We start from the raw sequence: 22,418 nt of genomic DNA on the forward strand, positions 1-22,418 counted from the left end.
GGCCGTGACCGTCGGACGCCCGCCCGGACCGGACCGGGCCCTGGAACCAGCCGACCGAAAGGATCCACCATGAGCACGCCGCCCGGGGACATCGTCCTCAACCACCAGAACGTCGACGACGCCGCGACGGACCTCACCAAGGCCTCCGCGGACATGATCGAGGCGATGGAGAAGTGCGCGGCGGACCTGGCCAAGGCGGAGTCCCTGCTCCAGGGCCAGCTCCTGACCGAGGCCGTCGCGTTCCGCACCATGCTCAAGGGCAACGAGTCGGGCATGAGCAGTGACATCAACACGGCCGCCGGGCAGTTGAGGCTCATGCACGGCCTGCTGCGCGACGCCGACAACCAGGCCGCCAGGGGCATCGCCTCATGACGACGGCGACGGCTCCGCACGGCGCCCGGGGGAGGTGAGCCGTGATGGGCGGCACCATCAGCTTCGACCACGACGGCCTCGACAAGTTCGCGAACACGGACCTGAAGAACTTCCTGGACGAGTTCGAGAAGAGCGAGGCGTACAAGGCGGTCGTGCAGTTCTCCAGCCAGGGCGGCTCCGGGACCGGAGCCGCGGGCACCCCGTACACCAAGCTGCTGCCGGGATACCAGACCTTCCCCTCGGCGCTCTCCCTCCAGAACGGGTTCACCGGGCTGTGCACGACCCTGGCCGCGGACCTCGACACCCTCGGCAAGCAGGTGCTGGCCGCCCAGCGTGAGCTGCGGCGGACCATCCGGCTCATGGACACCGCGCACGAGGAGGCCATGACGGCCGCCGAGATGCTGGAGGTCCTGAACACGGTCATCTCGGCCGGAGGCAACAAGCCCACCGGCAAGTAGCCGGGCGGTCGCCGTCCCGCCGATGCACGGCCGGCGGGACGGTCCGCCGTCCTCACCGGTCCGCCGCCCTTCCCGTGCCGTCGCCCTCCCCGGCCCGTAGGAGCCTCCCCGGCCCGTACCGGCCTCCCCGTCCGTACCAGCTCACACGTCTGGAAAGAGTGATACCCGTGGCCGATTGGAAGTGGGAAGCGGTCCTTGAGGTGTTCGCGTCCTCGGCACAACGGTCGGCGAAGATCGTCAAGAGGGAGGAGATCGCCGGCCCGAACGTGGACAGCTGGTTCAAGCCGGTCAAGATGTTCGTCTGCCAGGGCGGCTACATGAACTCCGAGACCACCGGCATCTCCCGTGGCCAGGGCACGCCGGACGTCTGGTGGGCGTGGAACTACAACGACGCCAACAACAAGCCCGCCAGCTTCGTCATCGGCATCAGCATGGACTACGGCAAGTGGGGAAACGACACCAAGGGACCGCTGTCGCGCTTCAACTGGCAGTCCCAGGAGATCTTCGCCCCGCTGCTCGCGGCCGCCGTCAAGGACGGCGACAAGTCCATGGGAGTCCTCGGGAACGACACGGTCAGCTCGAACAGCCTCTACGTCGGGGCCCAGACGCTGACGAACGTGGAGAAGCTGATCGAGACCACGGTGGCGAAGTTCCAGGGGTGGGCCAAGGACCTGGACTCACCGGGGGACAACTGGCAGGGGAGCGCCGCCGGGGCGTTCAAGGTGCTCATGGACGGATTCGTCGACGAGCTGCTGACCCTGCAGGAGGACCTCAAGAGCTCGCCGTACGCGAAGAACCTGGAGACCGCGGGCGCGGCCATCGACAAGGCCGCGACGGACCTCCAGGCCGTCCGCAACGACTGGTACAACGGCAAGACGCCCGCCACGGCAGGCACCACGGACGCCCAGTTCCCGGGCTACCCGTGGCTGAGTACCGCGACCCTCCAGGCCCTGGCCGACGCCCTGAAGGACGTCAGCCCCACGATCACCCTGGACCCCAACGGCGGCACCGACACAGCCGTGGTGACCACGCCCCTGGGTGACCCCACGAAGCAGGAGTTCTACGACGCCCTGCAGGTCAAGGCCAAGGAGGTGTGGCTGCGGCGCGTCTCGGACTACCTGGACAAGCCCGCGAGCGAGAAGATGAACACCCTCGACACGGCCTACGGCCCGCTGCTGACGGCGCTCAGGCTGGGCCTCGGGAACTTCGGGATCCGCACGCCCCCCGCACCGGTGCCGGACCCGTCCAAGGGCGGGGGCGGCCCGCCGCCCCCGAAGGGCGACGGCGGCACGGGTGACAAGGCGCCCCCGAAGGGCGAGGGCGGCGGCGGGGCCGGCGGAAGTGGTGGCGGCCCCAAGCTCGACCTGGGCGGCGGCACGGGCGGCGGCGGTGCGGGCGGCGGTGCCGGTGGCAAGAAACCCCCGACGGTCATCGGCGGCGGTGCGGGCGGCGGCGGGGCCGGCGGCGGGGCCGGCGGCGCCGGCGGGGGCACCGGGACGCAGATCCTCGGCCCCGACAAGAAGCCGCTGCTGGACGCCGACAAGAAGCCGGTGATGCTGCCGCCGGGCGGCTACATCGGTGCGGGCGGCAAGCTGTTCGACGGCAACGGCAAGCCGGTGCTGGACAAGAACGGCAAGCAGGTCGTCGTGCCGGAGGGCTCGACCGTCGCGCCGGGCTCCGGCGGGGGGATCTACGGCCCCAACGCGAAGGTCCCCAAGGGCTCGACCGTCCGGGAGGACGGCAGCGTCGTCGACGCGGACGGCAAGCCGGTGCTGGACGCCAACGGCAACCCCGTCGTGCTGGGCAAGGGCGGCTCGATCGCGCAGGACGGCACCCTGCTCGACGCGAGCGGGAAGCCGATCTCCGACTACTCCCAGCGCTACAGCGACCAGCAGCGCGTCGTCGACTCCATCGGCGGGGGCGGCGGGGGCGGCGGCGGTGGTCTGCGGCCGCCGTCCACCGGCTCGTCCTCGTCCTCGTCCTGGCGCCTGGACACCGGCAGCGGTTTCGGCGACTACAGCGGCTCCGGCGGCGGCTCGCTCGGGTCGTACGCGGGGCTGTTCGGCGGTTCCGGCGGCTCCGGCGGTGGTGCCGGTGGTGGTGGCTTCTCCCCGTCCGCGGGCCAGGCGGGCCGGGTCCTCAGCTCCGGCGGCGGACTCAGCCCCAGGGCCATCGAGAGCAACGGCGGCACGCCGGTCGCGGGGAAGCTGGCCGCCGCCGAAGCCGCCGCCGCGGAGAAGGCGATGAGCCAGAAGGCGGCGGCGATGGCCGCCGAGGAGGCCGCGATGCGGGGCCGTTCGGTGGCCACCACCGGCGGTTCCGGCGCCCCGATGGTGCCGCCGATGGGTGGCGGTGCCGGCGGTGGCCAGGGGGAGAAGAGTCGTCAGCGGACCACCTGGCTGGCCGAGGACGAAGAGGTCTGGGGCACCGACAGCGGTGCGGTCAGCGGTGTGATCGGCCGCTGAGGACCCGTCCGGCAGGACGGGACCGGCGCGGCAGGGGGCCGGCCACGGTGGCCGGCCCCGGCGGGCAGTGGAGCAGGAAAGCGGAGAGGGATGACGATGTCGTTCGCGGAGCAGCTCGAACAGGCGCTGGCGGAGCTGGAGGAGCAGCAGGCCAAGATGGCGCAGGCGGCGAAGGAGTTGCAGGCGTCGACCGCTTCGGCGACTTCCAAGGACCGGATGGTGACGGCCAAGGTCGGACCGCAGGGCGAGATCCTCGCGCTGACCTTCCACACCGTCAGCTACCAGTCCATGGCGCCCGCCCAGCTGAGCGCCGTGCTGATGGACGTGCTGAACGAGGCCAAGGCCCGGATGGGCGACCAGATCGCGAAGTCCATGCGTTCCTTCGAGGGGGTCGGCGAGTCGCTCCGCCTCTCGCTCACGGGTGAGAGCGACCCGGACTGGCCGTCGATCGGGCTCGACCTGGACGCGCTGCTGGCGCCGCTCACCGCGATGCGGCCCGGGCACGACCCGGCCGCGGGGCAGGGGCGGGCGAAGCAGGAGGAGTTCAATGGGTGACAAGCTGAAGAAGCTGTCGGAGCTGAAGACGGTGTTCGCCAAGTGGCCCGAGATGGCCGACCTGGTCGAGAAGGTCAAGCTGGAGGTCGACGACATCAACCAGCGGAACGTCCAGGGCGGCGGAGCCGACGAGATCGGCAAGCAGTACCACGAGAAGATCGACAAGCCCACCGAGGGCCTGACGCTCCTGGTCACGCAGATCAGGGAGAAGCTGCTGAAGATCGGGGAGGACGGCCAGAACGCCGCCACCCTCTTCGACGACGCCAACGAGCACGCGACCAACGTCGTCAGGTGATCCGCCCGTGGCCGGTTGTCCGTAGTCCGTAGCCGGTGGCCGAAATGCCCGGCCACCGCTGCCCGTTGCCGGTAGCCCGATCCCGTCCCCGAACCGCCTGACAGGCCCGCAGCCGGAGGCTCTCCCGCCATGCCCCACTCGTCCGTCCGCGTCTCCCCGGCGGTCGCGCAGATGTTCTACATCCTGACCGGGATGGAGTGGCCGAAGTCCGACGAGGGCCTGCTCCGCGACGTCCGGGACGAGTACACCACGCTGGCCACGGAGCTGCCGAAGCTGCGCGACTACATCGCGGACCTGGTGGAGACCTGCAAGAAGCAGTTCGAGGGCAAGGCCGCGGATGAGTTCGCCTTCGAGATGGGCCGGTTCATCGGCGCCAACGCGGGGGACGACGACCAGCTCACCATCGCCGCCGCGATGTGCACCGACCTCGCCGAGTTCGCCGGGAAGGTCGCCAACTCCGTCGAGTACACCAAGTGGATGACGATCGGCCAGATCATCCAGCTGCTCATCGAGTTGATGCTCGCGATGTTCTGGCTGCCGTTCACCGGCGGGGGCTCGATGATCGCGGCGGAGGGCCACAAGCTGGTCGTCCGAGAGATCATCATCAACCTGCTGAAGAAGCTCGTCCAGACGATCGCCATGCACACCTTCTTCGGTGTCGCGGGCGGGCTCACGCTGGACGCGATCATCCAGGGCCTCCAGTTCCGTGACGGCAACCGCCACGAGTGGGACACGGAGCTGACCAAGCAGGCAGCGATCTTCGGCGCGATCAGCGGCGTCCTCGCCGGACCGCTGCACCTGCTGGGCCTCGGGCTGGGCAAACTGCTGGGTGCCGGGATCGGCAAGCTCTTCGTGCAGCGTGAACTCGGCGCCTCGCTGCGGGGCGTGACCAAGGAGCTCGCGGGGGCCGGGCTCAAGGGCGGCACCAAGGAGCTCGGGACGGCGGTCGGGCACGGCCTCGGCGACAAGGCCGCCTCCGGCCTCGCCAACGGCATCGACAAGCTCCTGCGGGAGAACTCCGGCTGGCTGGCCAAGGGCTTCGGGGCCGGCGGCAAGACCGGTGTCCAGGCCGGTGCGAGGTTCGTCGAGGGGATGGGCAAGGCCTTCGAGAAGAACCTCGGCAGCGAACTCGGGAAGAACACGGCCCGCACCCTCGGGCGGGACGTCGGCAAGGCGTTCGTCGAGAAGTGGGCCAACTCGGCCGAGGGACGGACGGCGTTGGGCGACACGCTGCGGAACCTGATGAAGGAGTCCCACGTCGCCGACACCGGCCTGCGGACGCTGGCCGACCGCCTGCCGGAACTCGCGGGCCGGGTCGACAGGATGAACAAGATGTTCCTGCTCGGCCACGCGCTCGGGGAGTCGCTCCAGGGCAGCCTGAACAACGGCCTCAGCGAGGGCTTCTACAACCTGATCTTCGGGGAGAACCACGAGTTCACCGTCAGCGGAGGGAGCTTCCTCGGCGGGTTCTCCATGGGGATGGCGAAGCACGTGCTGCACGCCGCGGCCTCGCCGCTGATGACGCGGTACGCGAACTTCATCCGGGACCTCCAGCACGCGGACATCCCGCCGGGCGCCAGCAAGTACTTCCACCCGCTCCACCCGATCAGCCTGCTGGCGGTGGCGACCAACCTCTCCGGCCACGCGGTGCCCTTCCCCGTCCCCAGGCTCGGCGAGCACATCCAGCTCCAGTCGGAGGGCCCGGGGCCGGTCAGGACGGGCGACGGCGCCTCGTTCCGGGGCTCCGAGGCCTCCGCCAGGCCCACGGTCGGTTCGCGCGGGACGGACGAGGGGTCGGTCACCGGCAACCCGAACGGCAAGACCAGCTGGAACTCCTCGGCCGACGGGCGGGCCAACCCCGACGTGCGGACGGAGTCCAAGCCGGCCGGCTCCGCGCCCGGCCGCGGCCCGGCCCGGGGTGACCAGCCCGGCCTGGCACCTGGCGAGCGCCCCGCCACGTCCTCGGCCCCGGGCGCCGGCGCACCGCAGCCGACCACCGGGCGCGGCCCCGGACGGCAGCCCGGCACCGCCGAGGCGACCCTCGACTCCACCGGCAACCGGAGCACGGACCAGCACCGCACGGACCAGCACCGCACGGACCAGCACCGCCCGGACCCGCACCGCCCGGACCCGCTCAACGAGCGGCGGGAACAGCCGAACACGCACGAACCGCGTCGCCGCACCACGGTCACCGAGGAGTCCGACGAGACGCCGTTCGTGGACGAGCCCGTCAAGTCGCGGACGGAGACCGGCGCCCCGCCCCGGACCGGCCGGCCGGACACCGGGCCGCAGCCCGCCGGCACCCGGCACGGCGACGAGGCGGCCCAGGACGGGCAGGACCACCGGGCCGCGCCGAACGGAGCCGACCGCACCCCGCCGCCTGCCCGGACCAGCGGCGACGGCACCGGCGACACGCCGCCGCCGGTGCCACCCGTGACCCGCACCCCGGACGGTCCCGTCCCCCCCGGCCCGGACCCCCGCGGACCCGTCCCGCCCGGCGGCGACCCGCGCCGGCCCGGCTCCCACGAGCCGGAAGCGAACGGCCAGGACGCGCACCAGCAGGACGCGCCCGACGCCGGGCCGAAGACCCCCGACGCGCCAGGCCTCGCCCACACCGGGTCCGGCCAGGTCTACCAGCACGTCGAGCCCCCGGAGCACGCGAAGACGCCCACCGGCGATCCCCGCCGCGCCGAGTGGCAGCAGCGGCAGCGGGACCTCGCCGACAGCCACGACCGCAAGCTGGAGGAGGCCGGTCGCGACGCCGCGCAGGAGGCCGACCGGCAGCGCGAGATCGAGGAGAAGCTCCAGGAGGCGCTGGACGCCATGCCTCCGGAGCTCCGAGCCACCGTCGGCCCGGGGACGAAGGCCTGGGACCGCGCCGACGGCCTGCTGCGGGCCGAGCTGGACGCCCGGCCGCAGGACCGGCAGGAGATCCTCGACGGCGCCGCCGACCACCTCGTCCTGGCCGCGGCCCGGGAGGGCGCCCTCGATTTCGCCGCCGGCCGCCTCGACCGGCTGCTCTCCGAGCGCGGGCCCGCGCCCCGGCGCACCGAAGGCACCGCACCGGACGCCGTCCGCCAGGAGGTCGTCGCCCGGTTCCGCGAGGACGCCGAGCGCGACATCGCCCAACTGCTCGCCACCAGGGACGACATCACTCCGGAGCGGACCGCGCTCGGAGCACGGGCGCTGGAACGGCGGCTGCGCCGGGTGGCCCGGGAGCTCGACGTCCGGGAGGCCCTCGACTCCGCGAACGAGCGGGCCGCCGAAGCGGTCGAGGAGGCCTACCAGGCCTGGCAGGCGAAGGAGCTGTCCCCCCAGGACCGCCGGATGCTGAGGGTCCTGGGCGTCGAGGAGAACCCCCGGCTGTCGCCCGAGAGCCGCGACCTCCTCACCCAGGTGCTCCGCGACAGGGTCGCGACGACGTACGAGGGCGTGCCCGGCAGGACGGGCTCCGAGCGACCCGAGCACACCGACGGCCGCGCCCGGGACGTCGGCCGCGAGGACGCCCCGGAGGGCGACCACGACTCGGCAGTCGTCCTGGAGGAGCTGGGGGACGGGGGCGGACCCCTCGCCCCCGTCGACGTGATGAACCGCCGGAAGCCGCAGCTCGAAGCCGACTTCCGGGACGCCTTCGACCGTCACCGGACCGGGCTGGACCGCGACTTCCTCGTGCAGACGGTCCGCGAGGCCTCGCTGCGCCGGGGCGCCGACGCGGTGGAGGCGGCCACGGCGTCCTGGCAGACCGAGGGCAGCACGCTGTTCGAGGCCGACCTCCTGCGGGAGTTCGGCCTCACCACCAGGCCGTCCGAGCGCACGGTGCGCCTCGTCACCGAGGAGATCGCCCGCCGGACCGACCAGTTGGTCCTGGAGCACCTGGGCGGCGACGAGGCCCCGGTCCTCCTCAAGCGGGCCCTGGACGAGCTGACCGCGCCCGAACGGATCCACCGGTCACTGGCGCTGCACGGGGCCCGCGAGCACGTCCTGCGGGAGGCGGACGCGACCGCGCACGGCAAGGTGCCCGACGACGCCGGGCTCTCCGGGCCCAGGACACCGGGCGAGGTCCGGCCCGCCGACGAGACGGCCGGCCAGGTGGCGGCGTCGGACGAAACGGCGCTCACCAGGTACACCGGCCGGGACGGCGGCAGCGGGCCGCGGAGCGAGCCCTCCAGCCCGGCCCGGCGCATCCGCGAGGGCTACACCGAGCGGGTCCGCAAGGCCTTCGACGACGTCTTCCAGCAGCCGGGAGGCCTGGGCCGGGAAGGACTGCCGGAGCGGCTGGAGCAGTTCCGGCAGGAGCGGGACCGGCTCGCCGAGGGCCTCGCGGAGCACATGGCCTTCGAGGCCGCCGTCCTGCCCGCACGCCGGCGGGTGGCGGACGGTTACGACCGGCTCGCCGACGGGCGCGGCGTTCCGGCGGAGGAGTTCATCCGCCTCAAGGTCGAGTACGGCGCGGAGTTCTTCGAGGCGTACAAGGAGTACTGGGGCCCGGAGGACCTGGACAGCGCCAAGTGGCAGGCCCACGAGTCGGCGAACGAGAACGTCTTCGGCCGCGGCCCGAAGGAGCCCGTGGAGCCGGAGTCCGGCAAGGCGCCGGGGACCGGGGACGGGGACGGGGACGGGGCCGAGCCCGGGAGGAGGCCCGAGGTCGAGCCGGAACCGGGTGCCGGGCCGAGGCCGGGCCCGGAGCCGGGCCAGGAGGCGGAGGCAGGCCTGCTCGTCCGGGCCGGGGACGCCGGCAACGCCGGCCGGCCGCAGTCCGACCAGGACGAGCAGCACGAGCACAGGCTCCAGCACTCCGGCGGAGCCGGCCCGGTGGTGCACCCGGCAGGCGAGGACGGTTCGGCGGGGCGGCCGCTGAGCGACTTCGCCCCCGGCCTGAGGGGCCACTGGATCGAGGACCCGGCGATGCCGCTGCGGACCAGGGTCGAGCTGGAGGCCGCGCTCGCGCGGTTCCCGCAGGACTCCGGGCGCTTCATGGTGGCGGTGCACACGGGCGAGGACGGCCTGCCGCAACGGGACGGGGTGCCGCTCGGTGCCGACGGCATGGCGGACCTGCTGTTCGGGCTGTACCGGGACGGGCGCTGGAACGGGACGGACGAGCTGCTGTTCGTGGCGTGCGACCTCGCCAACGGCCTTCGGTCGAGGTACGTCGCGGACGTCATGCGCATCCTGGGGGAGAAGGGCATCGGCACCACCGCGATGGCCTCCGACCGGAGGGTCTGGTTCGTTCCCCCGCTCACGCCCGAGGGAGGGGTCGCCCCGACCGGGACCGGCCATCTCGTGGTCTCGGCCACGGTCGGTGTGGACGCCCAGGGCAGGCCGGTGATCGAGCCCGGCGGCGACTGGCTCCGGTTCGCCCGGGCGCAGGACGGTTCGGTGGAGGAGCTCCTGGAGGTCCACGGCCCCTACCTCCCGCCCACCGGGGGTGCGGCCCGGCCCCTGCCGGAGCACCTGGGCGAGTCCGAACGTGGCGGGATCACCGGTCCCCTCCCGGGGGCGGTCCCCTTCGGCACCACCCGCGACGGCCGGACCACCGGCCGCACGGACCGCACCGGCGACAGCTCCGACAGCAGCGATGATGCCGACCGCGCGGACACGGACAGTGCCGACAACGCCGCCGGCACCGACGCGATCACGGACCTCCCGCGCCTCGGCGACAGCCCGCGCCTCGGTCCCCCCGCGCTGCGCGTCGACGTCACCGCGGCCGGGAGGCCGGCGCGCACGGGTGCCGAGGACAGCCCGCTGACCCGTGGCGACAGCGGCGGGGACTTCCCGGTCCTGGGCGACAGCCCGACCCGCGACACCGCCATAGCCGGTTCGCTCGCCCCGCCGGTGCCGCGACCGCGGCCCGTCGCGGAGGTCGCGAGCCGGGAACGCGCCGTGCGCCCGGAGAAGCTGACCATCGAGGGGCAGCCCTACCAGGCCCTCAACGTGCCCGCCGACGGCGACTGCCTCTTCACCTCCCTCCTGGTCGGTGCGCACCTCCAGCTCGGCGTCTGGGAGCACCAGTCCCTGGACGTCGCCGGGCTTCGCGACGCCGCGTCGCGCTGGTACCGCAGTCCGGAGGGCGCCGCGCACCGGCAGCTCGTCGACGACACCAGGACCGCGGTCCTGGACGCACTGATCGACGATCTGGCTCCGGGAGAGCTCTGGCGTGTGATGGGCCGGGACGGCGAGCCGCCCGCCGACCTCGGCCGCTTCGACCTGATCCAGAGGTTCGGCAGGCCCTCGCTCAACGACCGTGCGAGCAGGGCCTGGGAACGCTTCCTCCTGGAGCGTCCGACGTTCACCATGCCCGTGCTGGTGGAGCCCGGCAGCGCCCACCCGCGCGTCCTGGACCCGGAAACGCTGCACCGGATGCCGCTCAGCACGATGGTCGACCTGGTCATCCGCAACCGCGAGCTGTGGAACACGCCGTTCTTCGACGAGGTGCCCTGGATCGCGGCCACCGCGGTCGGCCTCAACCTCGGCGTCCTCGACCGCCACGGGTCGTACACCGCGTACTTCCCGGAGCCCGGCCGGCCCACGGTGAACCTCCATCGCGAAGGCCACGAAGGGGCGCACTTCTCGGCGTTGCAGCCTGTCCCGGCGCGGCCGCAGCCGGCCTCCCCGCCGCCGGACGCGCCGCCGCTGCGGGTGGAGTCGGACCTTCCCTCCGGGCTGGACCTGCTCCCGCTGCAGGACTCGCCGGACGTACAGGAGCCCCCGGTCGTGCACGAGCCGCAGGCCGTGCCGTCGGTGCAGGAGGTCGTGCGACCGGGTCGGGATTCCGCGCCGGTGGCGCAGGAGGTGGAGCCCAGGGTCGAGGCGCCCGAGGTCGAGGCGCCGAAGGTCGAGGCGCCGAAGGTCGAGCTGCCGCCCCTTGACGAGAAGCCGGCCCCGCCGCCCCTGCCGGAACCGCCGGTGCGGCTCACCAGCGAGTCCGCCGGCCAACTCGGCGGCGGTGACCGGGTCATGCCGATCCCGGGCCCCGTCGACCGGGTCGTCGACCGCGTCGTCACCTCCCTCACCGCGCTGCTGGCCAAGGATCACGCAGCCAGGGAGCAGCAGGCCCGGGAACAGGTGACCAGGGTCGAGGAGCGGCTGGCAGGCGATCAACTGACGAACACGCAGCGAGCTTCGGCCGAACGTCAGTTGAATGAGGCCAGGGAGCGGCTGGCCAAGGACGAGGAGCAGCTGGCCGCCGCCCGCGAGCAGCTGGCCGGGTCGGTCCGGGAGCAGTTGTCCGGCGCGCTGGGCCTCGACGCCCTGCAACCCGTGCTGTCGGCGATGACCCAGGGGGAGACCCTCTCGGTGCCGTTCGAGCTCCGTGGCTGGAAGGGCGACGTCCAGGTCACCGCCCGCGTCGTCAGGGCCGAGAGCACCGGGACGGACAAGAAGTTCGAGTTCGAGGACGGCAGCGACTCGTTCGCCACCGCGGGCTCCTTCGACGAGGGCCGCAGGAGGCTCGGCATCGGGCTGCTCCTGGGGGGCAAGTTCTCCCCGGAGGCGCCGGACACCAGCATGACCGGCCAGGCCGGCGTGGTGCACGACCTGAGCAAGGCCGGCGCCGTCCACAGCCGCGGCCGGGCCTTCTCCCGGAGCAAGACGCCCGAACCCGCCCTGCGGGTCGACGCCGAGGTCCGGCTGGAGCTCGACTTCTCCGACGTCCGCAAGGGCGGGAAGAGCATGCCGGTCGGCGAGGGCACCGGCGACGCGCGGCACCGGCTCCGCGTCGACCTGCCGGTTCCGGTCGTCGTGCCGGCCGCCGAGGCCGCGGGCGCCGTGCTTCCCGCCGGGCAGAAGCACTACCGTCCGCCGCTGCGGGTCCAGCAGTCCCTGGCGCTCGGCGGGCTGGACGTCGTCAAGAGCGTCCACACGGTCGACGCGGCCGGGAACCGGACGGCCGGCGGCGTTCGCGCGCTGCTCGCGGCCGCCGCCCCCGCGGCCTCGCTCCCCGAAGGCACCACCAGGGCCTCGCTGGAGGCGTTCGGCCGCGAGGCGTTCGGTGGTGACTGGGCGACGGTGCGCACCGAGATCCTCGGCAGGGTGAGTCTCCAGAGCCTGCGCACCGAGCTGAAGTCCATGATGGCCGGCGAGCCCCTGGAGATCGTGCTCTCCGGTGGCCGGGGGAGCATCCTGGTCTCCGCGCGGGTCTCGGAGATGTCCCACCTGCGCAACACCGACCAGACGGAGTTCAACACCGGTACGGACGTGACCCGTACCGTCGTCTCGTCCGTCACGAACAGCCGGAACCTGTCGGGACAGCCCTCCGTCAAGCACACCGACTTCGGCGGGCTGCCGATGGGGGTCACGGGCGCCCTGCCGTCCGGTCAGCTGGGCCACGACCGCAGTGCGATCGACCAGGTCACGGTGCGGGCCGGCAACGCCGTCAAGGTGAAGACCGCCGGCGTGGTCTTCGACGGCAGGGCCGTTCTCGGCTTCGAGTACCGCCCGGCCGCGGACGCCCCGGCCGCGGGCCCGCACGCCACCGCGGAGATCGGCTTCCAGGTGCTGTCCGAGGCCGCCGACTCCGTGGTGGTGGCCGGACCGGAGCCCTTCCGCCCCGGCAGTGCCGCGCCGCAGCCGGTCCTGCCGCCGAGCCTGGAGCCCGGCTCCACCGCGTGGCGGCCCAAGCCCGGGATCTGGGGGTCGGGCCTGCCGGAGAGCACCGTCGTCCTGGACGTGTTCGCGCACGCCCACCCGGCGGGGGACACCGGGCAGGGCAAGGACCTGCACACCGCCCTCGACGAGCTGGGACCGCGGGCCTTCGGGCCCGAGGGCTGGAAGGAGTTCCGCCAGGCCGTCCGGAACACCTTCCACCTGGAGCGGCTGGCCGCCTCGCTGCCCGCGATGAGCCGGGACGTCCCGCTGCAGGGCCCGCTGCTCAGCCGGCCGCGGCACGCGGACACCGACGTCCGGGCCACCGCCCGGGTGGAGCGGCTGGAGTTCCTGCGGACGATCGACAAGGCGGAGCTGAACGTCCTCAACGAGACGGCGGAGGGCGACGCCTCGCGGGACATCACCGGGTACTCCTACGGCGGGCAGGTACAGGGCGGATTCAACTACGCCTTCCCCGGCGGCGAGTGGCTGTCGGTCATGGAGGGCGGCGGGGTGACGTTCCGCCACCGCAGTGGTGACCGCGCGGCCGGCGGCTCCAGCACGGTGTCCAGCGCCAAGTTCGCCGAGCCGATGGTGGTCTACCTCGCCACGGCCCGGCTGAACATCAAGGTGGCCGACCAGGGCGGTCTCGCCCCGACGGCGGGTGGCACCCACGCCGAGATCCGGTTCGTGGTGGCCGTCCCGCAGTCCCACGCCGAGAGCTACCTGACGGAGGGCACGGAGGCGAAGCGGGAGGTCTTCAGCCGTCCCGAGGAACCCGCCGCGGACGGCGGGTCCGCCGCCCTGCCCGTCAAGCCCGCAGAGTCCGTCAAGCCCGCGGAGTCCGTCGAGCTCGCGGAGTCCGCCCCGCCCGTCAAGCCTGCCGAGCCGGTCAAGGCCGCCGAGCCCGTCAACGACGGGAAGACCGGCACCACCACCTCGCGGGACGGCGGGGATAACACGCCGCCCCTCGCGTACCAGCCGCCGCAGCGGGTCGCCGAGCACCGGCAGCTCGGTTCGTCCGACGCCGTGCTCACGCTCACCGACGGCCTGGCCGTGATGCACGAACTCCGCGACACGCTGGAGTCCGTCTTCGGCGACCGGTGGGACCACGTCGCGGCGGAGCTGATGCCGTTCTTCGACCCGGTGACGCTCCGGCCGATGGCGTCCGCGCTGACCACCGGCCGCAGCTGGGGGACGTCGGTGTCCGCCAACGGCGTGCGAGGCGAGATCCGGATCGTCGAGGCGACGGTCACCATGAAGGAGTACCTGAAGTCCGTGAAGGACTTCGAGTTCGAGACCGGCACCGAGTCCTCGACGTCCACCGGCGCGATGCAGGACCACCGGACCAGGACGACCCAGACCGTCGCCGTGGCCGCCAAGGCCTCGTACGTCACGGGAGGGCTGGGCCACTCCTGGAACACGGACGCCGTCGTCGGCGGCACCCGGGACGTCGGCACCAACGCGGTGTCCAAGGGGAAGACGGTCGAAGCGGCGGCCGTCTTCCGGGGTGACCTGACGTTCCGGATCGAGGTGGACCTGTCCCGCACGTTCGGCCTCCCGGGGAACCGGGCGATCCGGCACACCCTGCACGCCACGACCGGGGCCGAGTTCGCGTTCCCCGTCCGTGAACTGCCGGTCGACCCGGCGACCGGTTCCAGGCCGGCCCCCGCGCAGCTGCGACAGGTACCCGAGCGGATCATGAAGTCGCTGGTGCTCGGCGCCACCGACATCGTCCTGCACGTCTCCCCGTCGCACCCGTCCGCACGCGACCCGGTGCCGCCGGCCGCCGCACGCGACACGGTGGCGTCGGCCGCCGTGCCCGCGAACGGCGACGGCGCGCACGCACCGGAGCACCGGCCGGAGCAGCAGGGGGACATCCCGCTCCAGCCGGTGTCCGACGGCCCGCCTGCGACGCCTGCGACGCCTGCGGCGCCCCCGCCGTCCGGGGCCGGGCAGGCCCAGAGGCCCCGGCCGGGGGCCGACGCCGTGCTGAGCCAGCTGGACGTCACCGGCCGGGAGGTCTTCGGCTCGGACCGGAACTGGCGGCGGGTGAAGCAGCAGCTGGCGCCGAAGTTCACCGCCGAGGCGCTCCAGCCGAGGCTGCGGTCGCTGATGGCGGGCCAGAGCTGGACCATCGCGGTGCGCGGCGGCACCGTCACCGTCCGGGCCAGCGTGCAGGAGATGGCGCACGTGGCCGACACCAAGGCGACCGAGTTCAACAGCGGGAGCACCAGCGGCTTCTCCAGCGGGGGAACGGACGGCCTGACGGCCTACACCCGGAGCACCAGCGAGGCCACCGCCTTCCGGCTGGTGGGCACCTCCGACCCCCTCGGCTCGCTCCCCGCCGCCGTCGTCGCGGGCGGCACGCTGACGCACATCAGCGGGAAGGACCGGGTCGAGGAGAACGCCGGCGCGGCCGGGACGGGCATCGGCACCAAGTCCAAGGTCCCCGGCAGCGTCTTCGAGGGCACCGCCCTGCTGCACCTGGAGTTCCGCCGGAACCTGCAACTCTGGGGCAGGACCGTCGACCAGGGCGTCCCCAGGCCGGCCCGGGCCGAGCAGGAGCGGATCGACGGCCTCCAGCGGCCGGTCAGGGAGCTGGACGGCCGGCTGCGGGAGCTCGACGGCAAGCCCGGCACCGAGGCCCTCCGCCGTCGGTACGAAGCCGAGCGTGAGGTGCTGCAGCGCCGGCACGAGGAGGCGCTCCGCGAGGTGCTGGAGGCCCAGCAGCAGCGGATCGACGCCGCCGTCACCGGGAAGTGGCAGTCGGACCTGCGGCGGCAGGTGGCCGGACTGGACGCCCGGATCAAGGAACTGGGAGGGCGGCCCGGCACCGAGGAGCAGCACGCCCGCTACCTGGCCGAGCGGAACCGACACCTGGCCGACCTCGCCCGGCACGGGACCGAGGGCGGTGCGAAGCCCGGGAGCCACCGGGCACCCGACCAGATCGCCCCGATGACGAAGACGGCGTTCGGCGTCCGCCGGCACGCCTTCGGCTACGCGAAGGTCGACTTCCAGGCCTTGGTCGAGACCGCCGAGACCCGGCCGGCCGCCGACGGCGCCGACGGTGCAGGCCGGCGCTTCACGGCACCCCCGCCGATCACCACCGGGGACGGGACCACCCGCCCGGACCGGGACGCCACGCCGACGACGCACTCCGTGCCGCCGGAAACCGTCTGGACCGACGGTCTCGCCGTCACCCACGTGATCCGCGACCTGTCCGACGTCGGCTCCCTGCGGAGCCTGCTCGACGCCGAAGGCCGCCGGCACTTCCCCGGCGCCTGGGACGGCCGGGTGGCCGGTGGCGGCCGGCGTTCCGAGCGGGTGATGAGCGAGTTCGGCCGTGAGCGGCTGATGGCGGCCCTGCCACGGCTGACGGCGGGCGGGGAGCTGACCAGCACGCCCTTCCGGGTGAACGGCCGCAGGGCCTGGGTCTCCGTGAGGGCCGAGCTGGTCGACCTCGCCCACCTGCGGGAGGAGCCCGCGGCGGAGGTCGCGCTGGTCGGCGAGACCACGGTGCGGCACAGCGAACGCGCGCTCAACTCCCGGCACTTCCAGTTCATCGGCCAGATCGGCGCGGAGTTCTCCAAGGTGAAGGGGAAGTTCTCCGCCGCCCTCACCGGTGGCGGCGGCTACCGCGTGCGCCAGGGCGGGGAACAGGCCGTGGGCGGGCGGATCATCGCCAGCTCGAAGGTCCCCGTCCCGCTGGTCCACTTCGAGGGCCATGTGAAGTTCCGGTTCACCTTCCACCACGGCGAGACCGGCCCGGCCGGGGCGGCGACCTCCGTCGGTGTCGTCCCGTTCGCGGTGTCCGTCCCCAAGGCGGAGATCAAGCGCACGATCACCGCTCCGGCGGACACCGTCTTCACGGCGGACGCGCGGGAGACCGGTGAGCGCTGGCGCCCGGAGGCACCCGCCGCGACCGTCGACCCGCTCACCGCACCGGCCCACCCGCACGCCACCGACAGGGTGGACGCGAACGTGACGACGGACGTGTCCGTCATGGCGGACAGGACGATCACGACCGACAGCACCGTCACGACCGTCACGGCCGTGCACACCGAGGGGAACGCCGGCAGGACCCCCGACAAGCCTGCGCCGGCCACCGACGATCTGGCGAAGTCGATCACCGAGGCCCTCGGCAGCACCAGCGCGGCGGTCAAGGCTCCGCCCGTCAGGACGCCGGCCGTCGAAAGCCCGGTGCTCAAGGCTCCGCCCGTCAGGACGCCGGCCGTCGAAAGCCCGGCGGTCAAGGCTCCGCCCGTCAGGACGCCGGCCGTCGAAGACCCCACCACGAGCGGTGCCGACAAGACTGTGCTCCCGGCCGGGCCGCCCGTGCACGAGGACGCCCATGCCGACGTCAATCGCATCATGGAGGCCGACGCCGTCGACCTCCAGCCGGCCCCGGCGGTCTTCGGCCCCGGCCCCCGGAACCGCGGACCGGCCCCGAAGGAGCACGAGCCGGCACAGGTCGTGACCGAGCCCGAACCGGCGCCGATTCCGACGGAGGCCGAGCCGCTGTCCGCGCCGACGGAGACCGGGCCGTTGCCGGTCGCGAACCGGACGGAGCAAGAGCCGTTGCCGGCTCCGGCCGAGCCCGAGAACCAACCGTCGCCCGTCCCGGCCGAGCACGAGCCGCTGCCCACCCCGGCCGAGCAGGACTCCGGTCCCGCCCCGGAAGCGGTCCGTGCGCCCGTTCCCGGGCTCAGGGAGGTCCTGAACGCCGACGAGGGAGGCCTTCCCGGAGGAGACCTCGCCGCGCAGCCGGTGACCGGCCCGCCGGGGGACGGGGCCGGGCCGTCGGCGCCTTCGCCGTTCTCCCCGGGCGGAGGCACCGATGGCCGAGACCTGCACGTGGTGCCGAACGGTCCGCGGGTGCAGAGCCGGTTGCTCGGGGGCGGTGACGGGTCACGCGCGGTGGGCCGCGCGTACCTGCGGCCGGAGGAGTTCCTGACCCTGGACGCCGGCCACGCGTCCGGCCTGTCCGAGCTGGCGGGCTTCCGCTCGTGGGCCCGGGACTTCCGGCACGTCCTGGTGGATCCGAGCCGGCACCCCGCCGCGCCCGACTACGTGCGCAAGGACCTCGGGCGTTTCGAACTCCCCTGGGCCGACGGCGCGCAGCCGTACTTCGTGCTGGCGGCCTCGCTCGGCCACGAGGTGCGGCTGACCGGTGAGCACGGCCAGGCGGCCGGCGTCTCCCGCACGCGGTTCGCGGCATTGGTGGCGGCGGACCCGGTCCTCGCGGGCCTGCCCAGGGACGTCCCCGTGATGCTGATGATGCCGCGCGGCGGCGACGGAACGCTGGAACTCCCGCGCCTGGTGGCCGCCCTGACGGACCGGACGGTGTACGCGCTGACCGGCGACATGGAGCGCGTCCCGCACGCCGAGGGCGGCTGGGAGCTGGGCCTGCGGGCGCCGGCGGCGCTCGGCGATCCCGACCCCGAGGCCAACGGCCTCGCCGATCCGCGCGGCGGCATCATCCGGGTCGAGCCGCCGTCCCGGGGCGGGCCCGAGCCGCTGGCGAACGGTCCGTCCGGCGACGTGCGGACGCTCGACGGCCGGACCGTCCCCGATGCGAGCGTCCGGACCCGGACGGTCACGTCGCTCGACTCCCTCCAGGCCATCGGTCGCGCCTCGTTCAGCAACCGGGACTGGGGCCTGCGGGAGGGGCCGTACCGGCAGCTTGACCAGCTGACCACGTTCGACCAGCGGACGGGCGACATGCTGACGCCCGGTCCGAGCGAGGCCCTTCCCTACGACCCGCAGCACGCCTACTTCTTCGCCGCCCACGCGGGCGTGAAGGGCATCACGCTGCACGTCGATCCGCCGCCCGGCGCGGCGCACGGCGTGACGACGAGCACCGTCCGGGTGAGCGGGACGGAGGCGGGCGGGTTCCTGAGCCGTCGGCCCAGCATCCAGGCCCTGCAACGCTCGGCGGCCGAGGGCAATCCGGCCTCGGTCGTACTGCTGGGGTGCCGTTCGGTCTCGCACGCCCAGGACATGGCGAACGTGCTCCGGCTCCCGGTGCACGCGCCGACCGCGTCGGTGGGCGTGGCGGCCGGCAACGACCCGTTCCAGCCGTACGACGTGTCCGGCCCGGCCAGCCTGCTCATGCAGCTGCCGACCGACGGCACGAAGGGGGCCTTCCGGACCTTCCTCCCCAAGCGGTCCGCGGAGGACCACCTCGCCGTGCCGACCCCCGCTCCGAACACCCGGACCGGCTTCGCGCCGGGGGCGGGCGGCGCCGGGCCGGGCACGACACCGGCCCGGCCGCCGGCGCACCCCGGCGGGTCCGGGGCGGCGGACGGGTCCGGGTTCGGCCACCTGCTGAACGCGGCGGACGACGACGGCGCGTCCTCGCTGTCGATCAGCCTGGACTCGGACGTGCTGTTCGACGCGCCCACGGCCCCCCTGACAGTGGAGTTCGGGAAGGGCGCGAAGACCCTGGACGCACGGGCGGTCGCCCAGATCGGGGACTGGGCGCGATCGGTGGCGCCCGAGCTGCGGGTCCGCGGCGCGGGCAACCTGACGATGCCGATCCTCCAGGTGACCGGACGTGGCAACGGCCTGTTCACGGCGGGCTCCACGGGTGAACTGCGCGCCGCGGCGGTACGGGAGGAGCTGGCGCGCGCCCTGCGGGCCGAACTGGGCAACGCCCTGCCGAACGTGCAGGTGGACGCCCTGATCCGGACCGGGTCGGTGGGCCGGGAGGAGCCGCCCGCGGGTGTCCTGCCGCGTGCCGGCGGTCTCGCGGACCGCCGGCGGAGCGCGACGATCGCGTTCGAGCGACCTGTGGCACCCCAGGGGCCGTTCCCGCTCGGCGACCACGTGTCCGAGGGCGGCTCCGAGTACGGCTCCGAGTTCGGGACGGAGCACGGGGCGGAGCAGCCTCCGGTGACGCTGGACGACACGGCCCTGGCGGCGTTCGACGCGCGGAACGTTCAGCTGACGCAGGCGGACGAGCTGGCGCTCGGGTCCGTGCCGGAGCCGGGTACGCGGCTCGCCGGGCCCGGAAGGCCCGACAACGGCACCCTGGCGGCGATCACGCCCGTCGACCACGGTCAGCTGCTGGCGGACCTGCACGACACCCGGCCGCTGATGTGGCGTCGGGACGGCAGCCTGCTGTTCCGCTGGGAGCGGGAACGGTACGGCCAGTCCCACTGGGACATCTTCGAGTCCGGCTTCGTGCCGCGGGACCCGGACTTCTATCCGGACCTGCGGGAGTACAAGTACTCCAACCCGGCTTCGGCGTTCGTCAGCACCACACGCTCGGCGACGTTCCAAAGCTCCGGGTGGGGCACGAAGTACCGCTACCTGATCGACGCCCCCGGCGGCATCGACGTCCTGGCGACGGAACACTCGCCGCTGGCGGAGACGGAGCAGGAGGTCGCCTTCCCGGGAGGGATCGACCGGCGCTTCATCGTCGGCGTCGAGGTGGTGGACGACGTCACGCTGAACGAGGCAGACGGCCGCTACGACAGCGTGGTGGCGTTCGTCCCGAACCGGTACTACGACCCCGTCCACCGGACCGAGGGCGCCGCCGGGCAGTTCGGTCCCGACAACGGCGGCGGCCGTGCCACCGGACCGGTCGGTCCGGACGGTGCCCCGGCCAGGACCGGCCGGCCCGGGCCGTCGTCGCCGGACGACACCGCCCCGGGCCAGGGCGACCGTTCCGCCACCGTGCTGACGTCGGACGGCCGCACCGTCCCCGACGAGCAGATCCACACCCGGACGATCGTCGGGCTCGACGGCCGCCCGGCCGGGCGTGCGGTGTTCCACGACGGCGACTGGGCTCTGCGGGAGCGGCCCTACCGCCGGCTGCGCGAACTCGACTCGTTCGAGCTCCGGACGGACGAGCGCACGGCGACCGGGTCGGTCCAGCCGGTTCCCTGGGAGCCGAAGCACGCGTACTTCTACGCCGGTCACGCCGGCCGGAGCGGCTTCGACCTCCGTCTGACCGACGGGGACGCCGTGCACCAGGTCGGCGCGAACGAGGTCGCCGGCCTGCTGAGGCGCCGGCCCAGCGTCGCCGCGCTCAAGGACGCGGCGGCGAACGGGAAGCCGGCCTCGATCGTGCTGCTCAGCTGTGAGTCGGCCGAGCACGCCCAGACGATGGCCGAGGTGATCGGCCTGCCGGTGCACGCCCCCACTGGGCGGACCGGCGTCGCCGAGGGGGCGCCGGCCGACGGGGCCGGGAGCTCCCAGGCACCGACGCTCTACGTGAAGCCGGGGCCGGGAGGGGAGGCGGGCGAGTTCCGCACCTTCTACCCGGACGGCCGGACGGCTCCGGCGGCACCGTCCGCGGGCTCCGCGCCGGTCCCTGGCATCGCACCGGGCCCCCGGCGGGGGACCAGGAGCGCCGAGCCGGACAACAACTGGTCGGACAGCAGCGACGACGGCGACTCCCCGCACGACCAAGCCTCGCAGGGCCAGGAGGAGGGCCACGGCCAGTTGCAGGGGTACGGGGAGCTCGACGAGCGCGGGCAGTTCCATCCGTACGCGCAGTTCGAGCAGCAGGAACGGCCTCCGGTCGAACTGTGGCCGGAGGCGGCGGCGGCCCTCGCCGCACGGAACGTCCGGCTGGTCCAGGGCGCCGCGGCGGACCTGCGGATCGGCTTCGTGCCCGAGGTGCGTCCGGCGGTGGTCGGGGACTCCATGCCTGGTGACGGCACCACGGCGGCGTTCGACGACGTCGACCGCGCCGAGCTGCGTGCGGACGACCACGACGACACCCGGCCGCTGATGTGGCGCCGGGACAGCAGCCTGCTGTTCCGCTGGGAGCGGGAGCGGCCCTCCGAGGACTTCATCGAGATCTTCGAGCAGGGGTTCCGGCCGCGCGGCACCGACCAGTACCCGTCCCTGGAGGAGTACAAGAACGCCAACACGGACTCGGTGTTCGTGAGCACCACCCGCTCGGCGACGTACCAGAACGACGCGTGGGGCATGAAGTACCGCTTCCTGATCGACGCCCCGGGCGGCATCGACGTCCTGGCGACGCTCCCGCACTCGCCGTTGGCACAGCTGGAGCACGAGGTCGCGTTCCCCGGCGGCATCCGCGGCAAGTTCATCGTGGGTGTCGAGCTGGTGGAGGGCACCAGGCTGGACCCGGACAGCGGCAGCTACGAGGAGACCGTGTCCCTCGTCCCGAACCCGTTCTACGACCCCGACCACCGCTGGGAGCTGGCCGAGGTGCTCGGCACGGACAACAGCACGGACAACAGCCCGGCCACCCGCGCGGACGACAACGCCGAGCACGGCACCGGCAACAGCTCCGGCGATCCGGGGGTGCGGGTGGGTGCGGTGCGTTCCGGTCGTGGGGTTTATGGCGAGGTGCCGGCGGGGGTCGTTGCTGCGGCTGATGCGAACGCGCGGTTCGTGGAGGTGTCGCCGCAGTTCGCGGAGGACGTTCTGGGTGTTCCGGTGGGGAACCAGGTGAAGTTCCAGCGGATGGCGGATGAGCGGCAGATCGTGATCGAGGTGCGGCCGACGAATCCGGATTCGGTGCCGCATTTGGAGAAGGGGGCTTTGCCGAAGCCGAAGGCGATCAAGGCGAAGACGATCGGTGAGGAGGATCTGTGGCTGGGGGCGAGGGCGGAGGACAAGGGTCTGGTGGGGTTCTTCGAGCCGGTGGCGCCGGTGCGTTCGCCGGAGCTCGATGCGGTGCCGGGGTTGTGGGAGCGGGTTGTTGCG

At 73.5% G+C, this 22,418-nt stretch carries 6 protein-coding genes; all 6 read left to right on the forward strand.

Going from position 1 to position 22,418, the window contains the following annotated elements; all coding sequences use genetic code 11:
• Positions 1–69: 69 nt before the first annotated feature.
• On the forward strand, positions 70–372 hold the full coding sequence (locus ACFC1F_RS07540; protein ID WP_376156373.1) for a hypothetical protein: 303 nt from the start codon (positions 70–72) through the stop codon (positions 370–372).
• A gap of 44 nt (positions 373–416) precedes the next feature.
• A complete protein-coding gene (locus ACFC1F_RS07545) occupies positions 417–830 on the forward strand; it encodes a hypothetical protein (protein ID WP_376156374.1) in 414 nt (137 codons plus the stop codon).
• Between the two features lie 167 nt (positions 831–997).
• Positions 998–3,295 carry a hypothetical protein gene (locus ACFC1F_RS07550; RefSeq protein WP_376156376.1) on the forward strand — a complete coding sequence of 766 codons (2,298 nt, stop codon included), beginning with the start codon at positions 998–1,000 and terminating at the stop codon, positions 3,293–3,295.
• 90 nt (positions 3,296–3,385) lie between these two features.
• Positions 3,386–3,850 carry a YbaB/EbfC family nucleoid-associated protein gene (locus tag ACFC1F_RS07555; RefSeq protein ID WP_376156377.1) on the forward strand — a complete coding sequence of 155 codons (465 nt, stop codon included), beginning with the start codon at positions 3,386–3,388 and terminating at the stop codon, positions 3,848–3,850.
• Complete coding sequence (locus tag ACFC1F_RS07560) at positions 3,843–4,145, forward strand: hypothetical protein (RefSeq protein ID WP_376156379.1); 303 nt, start codon at positions 3,843–3,845, stop codon at positions 4,143–4,145. The genes ACFC1F_RS07555 and ACFC1F_RS07560 overlap by 8 nt, the downstream gene beginning before the upstream one ends.
• A gap of 129 nt (positions 4,146–4,274) precedes the next feature.
• Positions 4,275–22,418, forward strand: an 18,144-nt coding sequence (locus tag ACFC1F_RS07565; protein WP_376156380.1) for a hypothetical protein, incomplete at its 3' end; no start/stop codon positions are given.

This window comes from Kitasatospora sp. NPDC056181 (assembly GCF_042266225.1).
Taxonomy (GTDB): Bacteria; Actinomycetota; Actinomycetes; order Streptomycetales; family Streptomycetaceae; genus Kitasatospora.